13 protein-coding genes are annotated in these 15,861 nt (G+C 60.7%); 11 read left to right on the forward strand and 2 right to left on the reverse strand.

What is annotated here, in order from left to right; genetic code table 11:
• Positions 1-48: 48 nt before the first annotated feature.
• Entirely contained in the window at positions 49-1,941 is a 1,893-nt protein-coding gene (locus AABM52_RS01755) for a methyl-accepting chemotaxis protein (protein ID WP_347910113.1), read from the reverse strand.
• Between the two features lie 282 nt (positions 1,942-2,223).
• Between AABM52_RS01755 and AABM52_RS01760 the strand changes: the two genes are divergently transcribed.
• The gene (locus AABM52_RS01760) at positions 2,224-2,478 is read left to right on the forward strand and encodes a hypothetical protein (protein ID WP_056725770.1); all 255 of its coding nucleotides are present in this window, start codon (positions 2,224-2,226) and stop codon (positions 2,476-2,478) included.
• 30 nt (positions 2,479-2,508) lie between these two features.
• Positions 2,509-3,078 (forward strand): lipocalin family protein, encoded by a 570-nt coding sequence (locus AABM52_RS01765; protein ID WP_347910114.1) that lies wholly within the window; start codon positions 2,509-2,511, stop codon positions 3,076-3,078.
• 107 nt (positions 3,079-3,185) lie between these two features.
• On the opposite strand, the gene AABM52_RS01770 is transcribed toward AABM52_RS01765, so the two are convergent.
• Positions 3,186-4,550 carry a formimidoylglutamate deiminase gene (locus AABM52_RS01770; protein ID WP_347910115.1) on the reverse strand — a complete coding sequence of 455 codons (1,365 nt, stop codon included), beginning with the start codon at positions 4,548-4,550 and terminating at the stop codon, positions 3,186-3,188.
• 146 nt (positions 4,551-4,696) lie between these two features.
• Here AABM52_RS01770 and hutC point away from each other — a divergent pair, with 146 nt between their 5' ends.
• From hutC to hutH (AABM52_RS01815), 9 genes are all read left to right on the forward strand, one after another.
• The gene (gene hutC, locus AABM52_RS01775) at positions 4,697-5,407 is read left to right on the forward strand and encodes a histidine utilization repressor (protein WP_173677901.1); all 711 of its coding nucleotides are present in this window, start codon (positions 4,697-4,699) and stop codon (positions 5,405-5,407) included.
• Positions 5,404-5,973 carry a HutD family protein gene (locus AABM52_RS01780; RefSeq protein ID WP_347910116.1) on the forward strand — a complete coding sequence of 190 codons (570 nt, stop codon included), beginning with the start codon at positions 5,404-5,406 and terminating at the stop codon, positions 5,971-5,973. The genes hutC and AABM52_RS01780 overlap by 4 nt, the downstream gene beginning before the upstream one ends.
• A gap of 427 nt (positions 5,974-6,400) precedes the next feature.
• Positions 6,401-8,083 (forward strand): urocanate hydratase, encoded by a 1,683-nt coding sequence (gene hutU, locus AABM52_RS01785; protein WP_347910117.1) that lies wholly within the window; start codon positions 6,401-6,403, stop codon positions 8,081-8,083.
• A gap of 159 nt (positions 8,084-8,242) precedes the next feature.
• On the forward strand, positions 8,243-9,712 hold the full coding sequence (locus AABM52_RS01790; protein WP_347910118.1) for a cytosine permease: 1,470 nt from the start codon (positions 8,243-8,245) through the stop codon (positions 9,710-9,712).
• A gap of 69 nt (positions 9,713-9,781) precedes the next feature.
• The gene (locus tag AABM52_RS01795) at positions 9,782-10,750 is read left to right on the forward strand and encodes an ABC transporter substrate-binding protein (RefSeq protein ID WP_347910119.1); all 969 of its coding nucleotides are present in this window, start codon (positions 9,782-9,784) and stop codon (positions 10,748-10,750) included.
• Between the two features lie 70 nt (positions 10,751-10,820).
• Positions 10,821-11,672, forward strand: a complete 852-nt coding sequence (locus AABM52_RS01800) for a proline/glycine betaine ABC transporter permease (protein WP_046039591.1) — start codon at positions 10,821-10,823, stop codon at positions 11,670-11,672.
• Positions 11,669-12,499, forward strand: a complete 831-nt coding sequence (locus tag AABM52_RS01805; RefSeq protein ID WP_052960551.1) for a glycine betaine/L-proline ABC transporter ATP-binding protein — start codon at positions 11,669-11,671, stop codon at positions 12,497-12,499. Before AABM52_RS01800 ends, AABM52_RS01805 begins: the two co-directional genes overlap by 4 nt.
• Positions 12,500-12,631: 132 nt before the next feature.
• Complete coding sequence (gene hutH, locus AABM52_RS01810; RefSeq protein WP_347910120.1) at positions 12,632-14,155, forward strand: histidine ammonia-lyase; 1,524 nt, start codon at positions 12,632-12,634, stop codon at positions 14,153-14,155.
• Between the two features lie 113 nt (positions 14,156-14,268).
• A complete protein-coding gene (gene hutH / locus AABM52_RS01815) occupies positions 14,269-15,801 on the forward strand; it encodes a histidine ammonia-lyase (protein ID WP_347910121.1) in 1,533 nt (510 codons plus the stop codon).
• The last annotated feature ends 60 nt before the right edge of the window (positions 15,802-15,861 follow it).

The raw sequence follows: 15,861 nt of genomic DNA on the forward strand, positions 1-15,861 counted from the left end.
TGATGCCGCCATCGCGAGCAGGCTCGCGATGGGGCCTTCAGCACCGCCTCAGATCCTGAAACTACCAACCAGCTGCTTCAACCGCGCCGCCTGCTGCTCAAGATCGGCACACGCACGCAAGGTCGACTGCAGGTTCTCCACACCTTCCTGGTTCAGCGTGTTGATCTCGGTGATGTCGACGTTGATCGACTCCACCACGGCCGTCTGTTCTTCAGTGGCGGTGGCGACCGACTGGTTCATGCCATCGATCTCTCCGATGCGCTGGGTCACGCTGCCCAGGCGTTCGCCCGCCTGGTTGGCGATGCCGACGCTGCTTTCGCTCTGGCGCTGGCTGTCGGTCATGATGCCCACCGCTGCCCGTGCGCCGACTTGCAGCTCTTCGATCATCGTCTGCACTTGCTGCGCCGAGTCCTGGGTGCGGTGAGCGAGGTTGCGCACTTCGTCGGCAACCACCGCGAAACCACGGCCGGCCTCACCGGCTCGCGCCGCTTCAATCGCAGCGTTCAGTGCCAGCAGGTTGGTCTGCTGGGAGATGCTGGTAATTACTTCCAGGATCTGCCCGATGTTGACCGTGTTGCTGTTGAGGGTCTCGATGTTGCCGCACGAATCGCTGATCTTGGCCGACAGTTGCTGCATCGCCGCGATGGTTTTATCCACCACCTGCTGGCCGTCTTCGGCCAGGCTGCGAGCATCGCTGGAATGTTGCGAGGCGAGGGCAGCGTTCTGGGCGATTTCCTGGGCGGCGGCACCGAGTTGGTTGATCGCCGCGGCCACGCTGCTGGTGCGCGAGGCTTGCTGGTCGGAGTTGAACATCGACGAGTTGGAAGCGGCCACCACCCGCAGCGCCACTTCGTTGACCTGGCCGGTGGCCGAGGACACTTCGATGATCGAGGTGTGAATGCGCTCGACGAAGCGGTTGAACGACAGCCCCAGCGCGCCGAATTCGTCGTGGCCGTGAATGACCAGGCGTTTGGTCAGGTCACCTTCGCCTTCGGCAATGTCGTGCATGGCGCGACCCATGGTCAGCAGCGGCTGCATCAGCACGCGGATCAACATGCTTAACAGCGCGATGATGATCACCACCGCAATCACCATGGCGATGATCGCCGAGGTGCGGAATTCGCTGAGCATCGAGAACGCGGTGTCCTGGTCGAGCGCCAGCGCCACGTACCAGTCCGCCGACGGCACGCCGTTGACGTGGGTGAAGGAGATGAACTGGCGCTTGCCGTCGATCTCGACTTCCTTCATGCCCGGGCTGACTTTCGGCGCACCGTTGGGGTAGGCCTCGGTCAGGTTCTTGAGTACCAGCTTGCTGTCCGGGTGAATCAGGATCTTGCCGTCGGCACCGACGATGAATGCATGGCCGTGACCGCCGAAGTTCAGCGAATTGATGATCGCACTGACGCTGGACAGATCGATGTCGGCGCCGGCGACACCGATCATCTGGCCCTGGTGCTGCACCGGGGTGGCGACTGTGATCACCAGCTTGCCGGAGGAGGCGGCGATGTAGGGTTCGGTGACGATGGTCTGTTGCGCGCTATTGGCCGCCTTGTACCAGCCACGGGCGCGCGGATCGTAGTCCGCCGCGCGGTTGCCCGCCGGGACCGAGAACATCACGCCGTCGGCGCCGCCGAAGTAGCTCAGCTGGAAATTGCCGGTGTAGGCGGGCAGGTCGATGATTCGTTTCAGGCTGGCGGGAGCATTGCCATCGGCGGTGACCTGTTGGGCCATCGACTGCAGCAATTGCATGCGGCTTTCCAGCCAGGTCTGGATGTTGCTGGTGGTCAGGCTGCCGAGTTCCTGCATCGAGGCTTCGGTACTGGTGCGCAAGGTTTCGCGCTGGCGATAGTCGTTGAACAGGATGAAACAAGCGAATGCGACGGCCACCACGAGGGCGGCAGCCAGCAATATCTTGTGGCTGAACTTCATGTTTCTGGTCATGGATGAGCTACCGCAGAGGGGGCTGTTCTACAAAGTGGGGGAGCAAATGCCACCGACGTGGCTTTGCGTTGCATTTATGTCGACTGAGCGGCGCCAAAGATTAGGCGGATTTTCTGAAAAGCGACGAAATGCTCGGTAAACAGGCAAAGTGGCTGATTTTCTGCAAAAGGTAGACGAGTGGCCCGATAAATAGCCTGCCGGGCAGGGAACCTGACAGGGGTTTTCTCTTCTAAGCTTCAGCTTGGCAGCCATGCCAATCCCCTACGCCCCCGGAGTTTCACCATGTCGTTGCGTTCCATCGCCCTGCTTTCGTTCTGCGTATTGCTCGCTGCCTGCAGCAAGGTCAATCAGGAAAACTACTCGAAGCTCTCCGCCGGCATGGCCAAGGCCGAAGTGGAGACCCTGTTGGGCAAACCCGCCGATTGTTCAGGCGCGCTCGGCATGTCCAGCTGCACCTGGGGCGACAAGAACAGCTTTATCAGCGTGCAGTTCGCCGGTGACAAAGTGCTGATGTTTTCCGGCCAAGGCCTGAAGTAAACCGGGGCGATCGCCCACGGGAGAAAAATAATGAAGCGGTTATTGATCATCCTTTTTGCCGGCCTGGTGTTGGCCGGCTGTGCCACGTCTGGCCAGGACACATTGGCCCCCAAGACTGTCAAAAGCGTCAATCTCAAGCGCTACCAGGGCACCTGGTACGAGCTGGCTCGCATGCCGATGTACTTCCAGCGCGACTGCGCGCAGTCCGAAGCCCACTACACGCTCAAGCCCGACGGCAATGTCGCGGTGCTGAACCGCTGCCTGACGGCACAGTGGCAATGGGAAGAGGTCAAGGGCACGGCTTATCCACAGGTGCCCGGCAAGAACGACAAGTTGTGGGTCGAGTTCGATACCTGGTTCTCCAGGCTGATCCCGGGCACGGCAAAGGGCGAATACTGGGTGCTGTACGTCAGCGATGACTACAAGACCGCCATTGTCGGTGATCCGAGCCGCAAGTATCTGTGGCTGTTGTCGCGCACACCGACCGTTAACGGTGTGGTGCGTGAGGAACTGCTGAGCAAGGCGCGTCAGCAGGGTTACGACACCACGCGGCTGATCTGGCGGGCGTCGGAGCAGCAGATGGCCGAGACGTCGAACTAACAACGCATGACCCTGTAGGAGCGAGCCTGCTCGCGATGGAGTATCAGACACAACGATGTCGACTGACACGCCATCGCGAGCAGGCTCGCTCCTACAAGGTTTTTGCGTTAGTTCAGAAGATCGCGCAGGACTTGTGTGAAGGCGCGGCTGCTTTCTTCCTCGTCAGCATGCCGCCCGTCACGCACAACCCACTGGCCATTGACCAACACATCCCGTACCTGGCGATCGCCACCGGCAAACAACCAGCGGTTGAGAATCCCGTCGCCGCTGGCCGTTGCCAGGTACGGATCGTTGCCGTCGAGCACCAGCCAGTCGGCGCGCTTGCCGACTTGCAGCGCGCCAATCGGCTGACCCAGCGCCTGGGCACCGCCATCCAGCGCCGCATCAAACAGCGTGCGCCCGACCATCGGTTGATCCGCGCCATACAAGCGGTTTCGCCGCTGGTCGCGCAGACGCTGGCCGTATTCCAGCCAGCGCAATTCTTCCACCACGCTCAACGACACATGGCTGTCGGAACCGATGCCCATGCGACCGCCCTGGGCGAGGAAATCCACCGCCGGGAAAATCCCGTCGCCCAGGTTGGCTTCGGTGGTCAGGCACAGGCCGGCGATGGCGCGGCTCTTGGCCATCGACGTGACTTCTTCCGGGTTGGCGTGGGTCGCGTGGACCAGGCACCAGCGCTGATCGACGTCGACGTTTTCGTACAGCCATTGCAGCGGACGACGACCGCTCCAGGTCAGGCAGTCGTCGACTTCTTTCTGCTGCTCGGCGATGTGGATGTGCACCGGGCATTGCTTGTCGCTGGCCGCCAGCACTTCGCTGATCTGCTGCGGTGTGACTGCGCGCAGCGAGTGGAAGCACAGGCCGAGGGCTTGCGCCGGCTGCTGTGCCAGCACCGGTTGCAGGCGCGATTGCAGCTTGAGGTAGTTTTCGGTGCTGTTGATGAAGCGGCGCTGACCTTCGTTCGGGGTCTGGCCGCCAAAACCGGAGTGGCTGTAGAGCACCGGCAGCAGGGTCAGGCCGATACCGGCGGAACCCGCGGCCTGGCTGATACGCAGGGCCAGTTCGGCCGGGTCCGCGTAAGGCTGGCCGCTGATGTCATGGTGCACGTAATGAAATTCCGCCACCGATGTGTAACCGGCCTTGAGCATTTCGATGTACAGCTGACGGGCGATGACGCCCAGTTGTTCCGGGCTGATTTTTCCGACGAGGCGATACATCAGGTCGCGCCAGGTCCAGAAACTGTCGTTCGGATTGCCCGCCACCTCCGCCAGCCCGGCCATGGCCCGCTGGAAGGCGTGGGAGTGCAGGTTCGGCATGCCAGGCAGCAGCGGACCGCTTAACCGTTCGGCGCCATCTGCGTTGGAATCGGCCTGGATATGGGTCAATACGCCGTCGGCGTTGACCTCAAGACGTACATTGTTGGCCCATCCACTAGGCAGCAGCGCGCGTTCGGCAAAGAAGGCGGACATGGTTCAGCACCCCATCGTGTGTTATTTGTATATACATATACAGACGTTTGCCTGCCCGGTAAACTCCGGCAAGCTAGCAACCCTATCCAAACGACCAAGGATTAACCGTGCCGACTCCGCCTACAGTCTCTCCGTTGGCCGCGAACATGGGCGACAGTCCGGCGCCCTTGTACGCTCGCGTCAAACAAATGATCACCCAGCAAATCGACAGTGGAAACTGGCCGCCGCACTATCGTGTGCCGTCGGAAAGTGAACTGGTCAGCCAGTTGGGCTTTAGCCGCATGACCATCAACCGCGCCCTGCGCGAGATGACCGCCGATGGTCTGTTGGTGCGCATGCAAGGCGTCGGCACGTTCGTCGCCGAGCCGAAAAGCCAGTCTGCCCTGTTTGAAGTGCACAACATCGCCGACGAAATCGCCTCTCGCGGTCATCGCCACACCTGCAAGGTCATCACCCTTGAAGAAGAGGCCGCCGGCTCCGAGCGCGCCCTGGCCCTGGACATGCGTGAAGGGCAGAAGGTGTTCCACTCGCTGATCGTGCATTTCGAAAACGATATTCCGGTGCAAATCGAAGACCGTTTCGTCAATGCGCTGGTGGCGCCGGACTACCTCAAACAGGACTTCACCCTGCAAACGCCCTACGCCTACCTGAACCAGGTCGCGCCGCTGACCGAAGGCGAGCACGTGGTCGAGGCGATCCTGGCCGAGTCGTCCGAATGCAAATTGCTTCAGATTGAAAAGGGCGAGCCGTGCCTGCTGATCCGTCGCCGCACCTGGTCCGGCCGTCAGCCAGTGACCGCTGCTCGCTTGATCCACCCCGGTTCCCGTCATCGTCTGGAAGGTCGGTTTCATAAATGAATGAGTTGAAGGTTTTACGCGCCAAAGACTACCCGCGCATGCCGTGGAAAAACGGCGGCGGCAGCACCGAAGAAATCACCCGCGATGCCGGCACCGGTCTGGATGGTTTTGGCTGGCGCCTGTCGATTGCCGACATTGGCGAATCGGGCGGGTTTTCCACCTTCGCCGGTTACGAGCGGGTGATCACCGTGCTGCAGGGTGATGGCATGACCTTGACGGTGGATGGCCAGGACACTCGGTCGCTGTTACCGCTGGACCCGTATGCCTTCAGTGGTGAAAGCAAGGTTTCCTGCACATTGCTCGGCGGTCCGATTCGCGATTTCAACCTGATTTACGCACCGCAACGTTACGCTGCGCGGTTGCAGTGGTTGAGCGGCGAGCAGCGGTTCTTCAGCTCGGCGGGTACGGTGTTGGTGTTCGGCATCAGCGATGCGCTGGATGTGGTGGTCGGTAACAGTGCTTCGAAGCTCGGTCGCCATGATTGCCTGCAACTCGACGGTAACACTGGCCTGCTGGAAATCTCCGTCAATGGCCCATGCTGTGTGATTGAGCTGTCGGCACACTGATTCTGAATTTTCAAAAGATCGCAGCCTTCGGCAGCTCCTACGGGGTGCACAGCTGCCGAAGGCTGCGATCTTTTGCTTTTCAGCGTTCCCGAAAGCGCACCATGTTGTTACCGAACGCCCCAGCGTGGCGCAAAACCTCGCTCAAGTAACAAAACCCCCTCGCAACAAAAATCCCCCAGAAAATATTTCATCTACGCCAGAACCCTTGTTCCAGGCGCTCTCCAGCCGTTTCATGATTTTTCTTGAATGCTCATCCAACAAGTTGGCCGCTTGATTGCATATGCTTGTATGTACAAGTAAAGACGTATGCGTATGAGTCACGAGGACTCAACCATCGTCCACTGATTCGCTGGTGTGCACTGATGCCCATTGGCTTGCTCGCCCACTGCCTGGGTTGGTTTGGATTGATTGCTGAGGAGTCTTTTTCGTGACTGACATTAAACCTACTAAGTTTCGTGACGTTGAAATCCGTGCCGCACGCGGTAACAAGCTGACCGCCAAAAGCTGGCTGACTGAAGCGCCGCTGCGCATGCTGATGAACAACCTCGACCCGGAAGTCGCCGAGAACCCTAAAGAACTGGTGGTTTACGGTGGTATCGGTCGCGCTGCACGTAACTGGGAATGCTACGACAAGATCGTCGAAAGCCTGACCAACCTGAACGACGACGAGACCCTGCTGGTGCAATCCGGCAAGCCGGTCGGCGTGTTCAAGACCCACAGCAACGCCCCGCGCGTACTGATCGCCAACTCCAACCTGGTGCCACACTGGGCGAGCTGGGAGCACTTCAACGAACTGGACGCCAAAGGCCTGGCCATGTACGGCCAGATGACCGCCGGCAGCTGGATCTACATCGGCAGCCAGGGCATCGTCCAGGGCACCTACGAAACCTTCGTCGAAGCCGGTCGCCAACACTACAACGATGACCTCACGGGCAAGTGGGTACTGACCGCCGGCCTGGGCGGCATGGGTGGCGCCCAGCCTCTGGCTGCAACCCTGGCCGGCGCTTGCTCGCTGAACATCGAATGCCAGCAGGTCAGCATCGATTTCCGTCTGAAAAGCCGCTACGTCGATGAGCAGGCTACCGACCTCGACGACGCTCTGGCCCGTATCGCCAAATACACCAAAGAAGGCAAGGCGATCTCCATCGCGCTGCTGGGCAACGCGGCTGAAATCCTGCCGGAACTGGTCAAGCGTGGCGTACGCCCGGACATGGTCACCGACCAGACCAGCGCCCACGACCCGCTCAACGGTTACCTGCCTGCCGGCTGGACCTGGGACGAATACCGCGCTCGCGCCAAGACCGAGCCAGCCGCTGTGGTGAAGGCCGCCAAGCAATCGATGGCCGTGCACGTCAAAGCGATGCTCGAGTTCCAGAAAATGGGCGTACCGACCTTCGACTACGGCAACAACATCCGTCAGATGGCGCAGGAAGAAGGCGTGGAAAACGCATTCGACTTCCCGGGCTTCGTACCTGCCTACATCCGTCCGCTGTTCTGCCGTGGCATCGGCCCATTCCGTTGGGCTGCACTGTCGGGCAATGCTGAAGACATCTACAAGACCGACGCCAAGGTTAAAGAGCTGATCCCGGACGACGCCCACCTGCACAAATGGCTGGACATGGCCCGCGAGCGCATCAGCTTCCAGGGTCTGCCGGCACGTATCTGCTGGGTTGGCCTGGGCCTGCGCGCCAAGCTGGGCCTGGCGTTCAACGAAATGGTCCGCAGCGGCGAGCTGTCCGCGCCAATCGTGATCGGCCGCGACCACCTGGACTCCGGTTCGGTATCGAGCCCGAACCGCGAAACCGAATCGATGCAGGACGGCTCCGACGCCGTTTCCGACTGGCCACTGCTCAACGCTCTGCTCAACACAGCAAGCGGCGCGACCTGGGTGTCCCTGCACCACGGCGGCGGCGTCGGCATGGGCTTCTCCCAGCACTCGGGCATGGTGATTGTCTGCGACGGTACTGACGAAGCGGCTGAGCGTATCGCTCGCGTGCTGCATAACGACCCGGCTACTGGTGTTATGCGTCACGCCGATGCCGGTTACCAGATCGCCATCGACTGCGCCAAGGAACAAGGGTTGAACCTGCCGATGATCACCGGCAAATAAATCAGGCTTCGGCTTGATGCAAAACCTGTAGGAGCTGCCGCAGGCTGCGATCTTTTGATCTTGATCTTTCTAAAGATCGCAGCCTCGTTTCACTCGACAGCTCCTACACAGCTCCTACAGGCATCAAAACAAAAACAAACAATCCACAGAGGTTGAACCATGGCTGCCAGCAGCGAACGTGCAAGCAACAAACCGTTGATCGAGAAGCGCTCGATCGACTACATCCCGGAAGCGGAAAGACACGGTCGTCTGTTAAGCCAGTTCACCCTGTGGATGGGTGCCAACCTGCAAATCACCGCGATTGTCACCGGTGCCTTGGCAGTGGTGCTTGGCGGTGATGTGTTCTGGTCATTGATCGGTCTGTTGATCGGTCAATTACTCGGTGGCGGCGTGATGGCGCTGCATGCGGCGCAAGGCCCCAAGCTTGGCCTTCCGCAGATGATTTCCAGCCGGGTACAGTTCGGCGTGTACGGCGCGGCCATCCCGATCGTGCTGGTCTGCTTGATGTATCTCGGTTTCACCGCAACGGGAACCGTGCTTTCCGGCCAGGCGCTGGGCCAGTTGTTTGGCGTCAGCGATACCGTCGGTATCCTCATTTTTGCCAGTGTCATCGTGCTGGTCACGGTGCTCGGCTATCGGGTGATCCATTGGATCGGCCGTGTTGCCAGTGTCATTGGCGTGATTGCCTTTGTTTATCTGTTCAGCCGTCTGATGAACCAGGTTGACGTTGGCGCACTGTTGCAAATCCGCCACTTCAGCTGGAGCAGTTTCCTGCTCGCGGTGTCGCTCGCGGCGTCTTGGCAGATCGCTTTCGGCCCTTATGTGGCTGACTATTCTCGCTACCTGCCGAGCAAGACTTCCTCGGTGAAAACTTTTTTTGCCGCAGGCGCAGGTTCAGTCATTGGTGCACAGGTGGCGATGGTCCTCGGCGTGTTCGCTGCCGCTTCGGCCAACGGGCAATACGCCGGCCACGAAGTGGCCTACATCGTTGGTCTGGGTGGTACCGGTGCCACCGCAGCACTGCTGTACTTCAGCATCGCGTTCGGCAAGGTCACCATCTCCACGCTGAACTCCTACGGCAGTTTCATGTGCATCGCGACCATCATCAGCGGTTTCCGTGGTGACCTGAAGGTAACGCGCTTGCAGCGTCTGGTGTTCGTGCTGGTCATCGTCGGGGCTGCGACCCTCATGGCGTTGCTCGGTCAGCACTCGTTCCTCGGTGCGTTCAAGTCCTTCATCCTTTTCCTGCTGGCGTTCTTTACACCTTGGAGCGCGATCAACCTGGTGGACTACTACTGCATCACTCGCGAGCGCTATGACGTACCGGCGCTGGCCGATCCGAATGGTCGCTACGGTCGTTGGAACCTTCTCGGTATCAGCGTCTATGTGTTCGGTGTGCTGGTGCAACTGCCGTTCATCTCCACCAAGTTCTATACCGGTCCGCTGGTGGCGGCCCTGGGTGATGTGGATATTTCCTGGATCATCGGTCTGGTGCTTCCCGCAGCCCTGTATTACCTGTGTGCAAAAAAATGGCACGGCACAGTGCCTGATCGTTTGATCCTGCCGGTTGAGCAGGGCGCGATCACCGAACAAAAGCTGAATGTGGGTCGCGCTGCGGCGCAGGCCTGATTGGACGTGGACAGGGCTGGATGCCTCTTGACTGCCGTAAGCCAATTCATGATTAGGAGCGTCACAACAATGAAATCGAACAAGACCCTGCTGACCACATTGCTTTCCATGGGCCTGCTGGCCAGCGCTGGCGCCACTCAGGCGGCGGGTTGGTGCGAGTCGGGCAAACCGGTGAAATTCGCTGGTTTGAACTGGGAAAGCGCCATGCTGCTGACCGACGTGATGCAAGTCGTGTTGGAGAAAGGCTACGACTGCAAGACTGACAGCCTGCCGGGCAACTCCATCACCATGGAAAACGCCCTGAGCAGCAACGATATTCAAGTGTTTGCCGAAGAATGGGTCGGCCGCAGCGAGGTCTGGAACAAGGCCGAGAAGGCCGGCAAGGTCGTCGGTGTCGGCGCGCCGGTGGTTGGTGCGATCGAAGGCTGGTACGTGCCGCGCTACGTGATCGAAGGCGACGCCAAGCGCAAGCTGGAAGCCAAGGCGCCGGACCTGAAAAACATTGCTGACCTGGGCAAATACTCGGCGATCTTCAAAGACGCCGAAGAGCCTTCCAAGGGCCGTTTCTACAACTGCCCGGCCGGCTGGACCTGTGAGCTGGACAACAGCGAAATGCTGAAAAGCTACGGCCTGGAAAGCACCTACACCAACTTCCGCCCAGGCACCGGCCCGGCGCTGGATGCCGCGGTGCTGTCGAGCTACAAGCGTGGCGAGCCAATCCTGTTCTACTACTGGTCGCCAACGCCGCTGATGGGCCAGATCGACGCGGTGAAACTCGAAGAGAAACCGGGCGTGAACAAGACCGTGACCATCAAGGTCGGCCTGTCCAAGACTTTCCACGACGAAGCGCCGGAACTGGTAACAGTGCTGGAAAAGGTCAATGTGCCAATCGACCTGCTGAACCAGAACCTTGGACGCATGACCAAAGAGCGGATCGAATCACCAAAACTGGCCAAGATCTTCCTGAAGGAACATCCTGAAGTCTGGCACGCATGGGTGAGCGAAGACGCAGCCAAGAAAATCGACGCGGCCTTGTAGGTCGAGCTTCTCCGGCTGTCGGCAACGACAGTCGGATGCTTGATCGCAACCCCTTGATTGAGAGTCTCTTATGTTTCCCGAAAGCTTTACCTTTTCCATCGCCGACTGGGTCAACGGTTGGGTCGATTCGCTGGTCACCAACTACGGCGACGTGTTCCGGCACATCTCCGACACCCTGTTGTGGGCCATCGTCAATCTCGAAGGCCTGCTGCGCGCCGCACCCTGGTGGCTGATGCTGGCAATCGTGGCCGGTGTGGCCTGGCACGCGACCCGCAAGGTCGTGACCACTGCCGTCATCGTTGGTTTGCTGTTCCTGGTGGGTGCGGTCGGCCTCTGGGACAAGCTGATGCAGACCCTGGCGCTGATGATGGTGGCGACAATCATTTCGGTGTTGATCGGCATTCCGCTGGGCATTCTCTCGGCGCGCAGCAATCGCCTGCGTTCGATACTGATGCCGTTGCTGGACATCATGCAGACCATGCCGAGCTTCGTGTACCTGATCCCGGTGCTGATGCTGTTTGGCCTGGGCAAGGTCCCGGCGATTTTCGCCACGGTGATCTACGCCGCGCCGCCGCTGATCCGCCTGACCGATCTGGGCATTCGCCAGGTCGACGGCGAAGTGATGGAAGCGATCAACGCCTTCGGTGCCAACCGCTGGCAGCAACTGTTCGGCGTGCAACTGCCGCTGGCCCTGCCGAGCATCATGGCCGGGATCAACCAGACCACCATGATGGCCCTGTCGATGGTGGTGATCGCCTCGATGATCGGTGCCCGTGGCCTGGGTGAAGACGTGCTGGTGGGGATTCAGACCCTCAACGTCGGACGAGGCCTTGAAGCCGGTCTGGCGATCGTGATTCTGGCTGTGGTGATCGACCGCATTACACAGGCGTACGGTCGCGCACGGCATGAGGTGAGCAAATGAACAACGCAACCGTGAGCAAGATCGAAGTCAAGAACGTCTTCAAGATTTTCGGCAACCGTGCCAAGGACGCGCTGGCCATGGTCGGCCAGGGCAAGACCAAGGATCAGGTACTGGCCGAAACCGGCTGCGTGGTCGGCGTGAACGATCTGTCCCTGAGCATCGGCAGCGGCGAGATCTTCGTGATCATGGGCCTGTCGGGTTCCGGCAAGTCGACCCTGGTCCGCCACTTCAACCGCCTGATCGACCCGACCAGCGGCGCGATCCTGGTGGACGGCGTGGACATCCTGCAATACGACATGGAAGCCCTGCGCGAATTTCGTCGGCGCAAGATCAGCATGGTGTTCCAGAGCTTTGGCCTGCTGCCGCACAAGAGCGTGCTGGACAACGTCGCCTACGGCCTGAAAATCCGTGGCGAAACCAAAGCCATGTGCGCCGAGCGTGCGCTGCACTGGATCAACACCGTGGGCCTCAAGGGCTACGAAAACAAATACCCGCACCAGCTCTCCGGCGGCATGCGCCAGCGTGTGGGCCTGGCCCGTGCCCTGGCCGCGGACACCGACATCATCCTGATGGACGAAGCGTTCAGCGCCCTCGACCCGCTGATCCGCGCGGAGATGCAGGACCAGTTGCTGGAGCTGCAAAAGACTCTGCACAAGACCATCGTTTTCATCACCCACGACCTCGACGAGGCCGTGCGCATCGGCAACCGCATCGCGATCCTCAAGGACGGCCGCCTGATCCAGGTCGGCACGCCGAGAGAGATCCTGCATTCGCCGGCGGATGAGTATGTCGACCGCTTTGTGCAGCGTCGGGCGGCGGTGGTTTAAGAGATTTGCAGTGAGTGAGCTGGCCTCTTCGCGAGCAGGCTCGCTCCCACAGGGAAATGCATTCCAATGTGGGAGCGAGCCTGCTCGCGAAGGCGGCGGTGAAGCTGCATCAATATTTGGATGAGGTTGAAGATGTCCCAGGCTGAAAAAATCGTTATCACCGAGGCGCAGGTCACTTGGCAGGACGTGGTTGCCGTGGCCCGCGATGGCGCGCAGCTTGAACTGTCGGCGGCGATCTGGGCGCGCATCGAAAACGCGCAGGCCATCGTCCAGCGCATCGTCACCAGCGGCGAACGTGCCTACGGCATCAACACCGGCCTGGGCGCGCTGTGCAACGTCTCGCTGCAGGACGAACAACTCAGCCAGTTGTCGCGCAACACCTTGCTCAGCCACGCTTGCGGCGTTGGCGCGCCACTGACCAACGAGCAGACCCGTTCGATCATGTGCGCCGCCGTCGTCAACTACAGCCACGGCAAATCCGGCCTGCACCGTCAGGTCGTCGAAGCTCTGCTGGCGCTGCTCAACCGTGGCATCACCCCACAAGTGCCGTCCCAGGGTTCCGTGGGCTACCTGACCCACATGGCGCACATCGGCATCGCGCTGCTGGGTGTCGGCAATGTCAGCTATCGCGGCCAGGTCGTTTCCGCCCAGCAAGCGCTGGCTGAAGAAGGCCTGCAACCGGTCAAGCTCGGTGCCAAGGACGGTTTGTGCCTGGTCAACGGTACGCCGTGCATGACCGGCCTGAGCTGCCTGGCGATTGCCGATGCGACGCGCCTGCTGGAATGGGCCGACGTGATTGGTGCCATGAGCTTTGAAGCCCAGCGCGGGCAGATCGACGCCTTCGATGCCGAGATCATTGCGCTCAAGCCGCACCCGGGCATGCAACAGGTCGGGATCAACCTGCGGGCCTTGCTCGACGGCAGCGAAGTGATTGCCCAGAGCAAAGGCATCCGTACCCAGGATGCCCTGAGCATTCGCTCGATCCCGCAGGTGCACGGCGCCGCTCGCGACCAATTGGTTCACGCGACCAAACAGATCGAAACCGAACTCAACGGCGCCACCGACAACCCGTTGGTGCTGGGCACTGCGGACAATTACCGAGTGGTGTCCCAGGCCAACCCCCACGGCCAGTCCGTGGCAATGGCGGCGGACCTGCTGGCGATTGCCATGGCGGAAATCGGCTCCATCGCCGAGCGTCGCCTGGACCGCTTGATCAACCCGCACGTCAGCGGCCTGCCGGCGTTCCTGGTGGCCAACCCGGGGGTGAACTCCGGGATGATGATCGTGCAATACGTCGCCGCTTCGCTGTGCGCGGAGAACCGTCAACTGGCGCAACCGGCGGTGCTGGATAACTTCGTGACGTCGGGCCTGCAGGAAGATCACCTGAGCCTGGGCACCAACGCCGCGTTGAAGCTGCATCGCGCGCTGGAAAACTGCACGCAGATCCTCGCCATCGAGTATTTGCTGGCGGCCCAGGCGTTTGAATTTTTGAAAGAACAACGCTTCGGCGCAGGCACCGATGCGGCCTGGCGTCTGCTGCGCGAGCACGTTGCCCCTTACGACCAGGATCGCTGGTTGGCACCGGACATTGCCGCCGCTGCCGCGGTATTGAAAGACCCGATTTTGCTGCACAACGCTTTTCCAAACCTGAACTGATCTCAACAACACCAGCGTGCCAAGGCGCGTCTCCCCAAAAGGCAGACGCGACGGACAACGGACATCTCCGGAGCGTCTGGTGAGTTAACAACAACTCTCAAAAGGAGCACAAAATGACTGCGCTAAACCTGATTCCCGGCCAACTGACCCTCGCCCAACTGCGTGACGTCTATCAGCAACCGGTGAAACTGACCCTCGACCACAGTGCCTCGGCCCAGATCGAAGCCAGCGTTGCCTGCGTGGAACAAATCCTCGCCGAGAACCGCACCGCTTACGGCATCAACACCGGTTTCGGCCTGCTGGCCTCGACCCGCATCGCCAGCGAAGACCTGGAAAACCTGCAGCGCTCGCTGGTGCTGTCCCACGCTGCCGGTGTCGGCCAGCCGATCAGCGATCAGCTGGTGCGTCTGATCATGGTGCTCAAGGTCAACAGCCTGAGCCGTGGTTTCTCTGGCATCCGCCGTGTGGTGATCGACGCGCTGATCGCCCTGATCAACGCCGAGGTGTACCCGCACATTCCATTGAAAGGTTCGGTCGGTGCTTCCGGTGACCTGGCGCCTCTGGCCCACATGTCGCTGGTACTGCTGGGCGAAGGCAAGGCCCGCTATAAAGGCGAGTGGATGGAAGCCACCGAAGCGCTGAAAGTTGCCGGTCTTACCCCGCTGACCCTGGCCGCGAAAGAAGGCCTGGCGCTGCTCAACGGCACTCAGGTGTCCACCGCTTTTGCCCTGCGTGGCCTGTTCGAAGGCGAGGACCTGTTCGCCGGTGCCCTGGCACTGGGCGGCCTGACCGTTGAAGCGGTATTGGGCTCGCGCTCGCCGTTCGATGCCCGTATCCACGCTGCCCGTGGCCAGAAAGGCCAGATCGACGCCGCCGCCGCTTACCGCGACCTGCTGGGCGAGCGCAGCGAAGTCTCCGACTCCCATGAAAACTGCGAGAAGGTACAAGACCCGTACTCCCTGCGTTGCCAGCCACAAGTGATGGGCGCCTGCCTGACCCAGTTCCGTCAGGCGGCCGAAGTGCTGGCGATCGAGGCCAACGCCGTTTCCGACAACCCGTTGGTGTTCGCCGCTGAAGGTGACGTGATCTCCGGTGGCAACTTCCACGCCGAGCCGGTGGCCATGGCCGCTGACAACATGGCATTGGCCATCGCTGAAATCGGTTCCCTGAGTGAGCGCCGTATCTCGCTGATGATGGACAAGCACATGTCGCAACTGCCGCCGTTCCTGGTGGCCAACGGTGGCGTGAACTCCGGCTTCATGATCGCCCAAGTTACCGCGGCTGCACTGGCCAGCGAGAACAAGGCGTTGTCCCATCCGCATTCGGTGGACAGCCTGCCGACTTCCGCCAACCAGGAAGACCACGTATCGATGGCGCCAGCGGCTGGCAAGCGTCTGTGGGAAATGGCCGAAAACACCCGTGGGATTCTCGCGGTGGAATGGCTGGCGGCGGTACAGGGCCTGGACCTGCGCAACGGCTTGAAGACTTCGCCAAAACTGGAAAAGGCTCGGGCCATCCTGCGTAACGACGTGCCGTTCTACGAGAAGGACCGCTTCTTTGCACCGGACATCAATGCGGCGACTGAACTGCTGGCCTCGCGTTGCTTGAACGAACTGGTGACGGCCAAGTTGCTGCCTAGCCTGTAATGGCCCCTTCGCGAGCAGGCTCGCTCCCACGGGTGCATGCCATCCAATGTGGGGGCGAGT

Source organism: Pseudomonas grandcourensis, from assembly GCF_039909015.1.
GTDB lineage: Bacteria > Pseudomonadota > Gammaproteobacteria > Pseudomonadales > Pseudomonadaceae > Aquipseudomonas > Aquipseudomonas grandcourensis.